Consider the following 599-nt stretch of genomic DNA (forward strand, 5'->3'; position numbering starts at 1 on the left):
GATCGAGTCCGTCGTCTGCCGACAGTTGGCCGACGACGGTCCCTACGGGCTGGCGTGGATCGGTGATCGCGAACACGCCGCCGAGGGAGTCACGGTCCGTGCGGGGGCCGGGGCGTTCGACCCGGCCGAGGGGATCGACGGGGTGCTCGCGGCGCCGGGATCGACGGCCGACCGTGCCGCCGAACACCGGGAGCTACGGGTCGTCAACGACGTGCTCGACCGCGGCGAGTTCGACGACTGGCAGCGCGCGGCGCTGGATCGGGGGTACCACGCCGTGGCGTCAATCCCGCTGGTGTACGAGGACGCGATGTACGGCGTCCTCAGCGTCTACGCCGACCGGACCGGTGTGTTCGGCGATCTGGAGCGGGCGGTGCTGAGCGAGCTCGGGGACATGATCGCCTACGCGATCAACGCCGCCGAGAGCAAGCGGGCGCTGGTGGGGCGGACGGTAACCCGGATCGAGTTCGACGTGAGCGACACCGAGATGCCGTTCGTCGAACTCGCCCGCGAACTCGGCTGCTCGCTGGTCGTCGAGAACTTCGTGTACCGCTCCGACGGCGGCGTCCGCCGGTTCCTGTCGCTCCGGGGCGCCGCCCCCC

1 protein-coding gene is annotated in these 599 nt (G+C 71.1%); it reads left to right on the forward strand.

Annotation, left to right across the window (positions count from 1 at the left end):
- Nucleotides 1–599: GAF domain-containing protein (locus ACFR9S_RS03065; RefSeq protein WP_379818040.1), on the forward strand; the 599-nt coding region annotated here is incomplete at both ends.

This window comes from Halolamina salina (assembly GCF_042678005.1).
Classification (GTDB): Archaea; Halobacteriota; Halobacteria; order Halobacteriales; family Haloferacaceae; genus Halolamina; species Halolamina salina.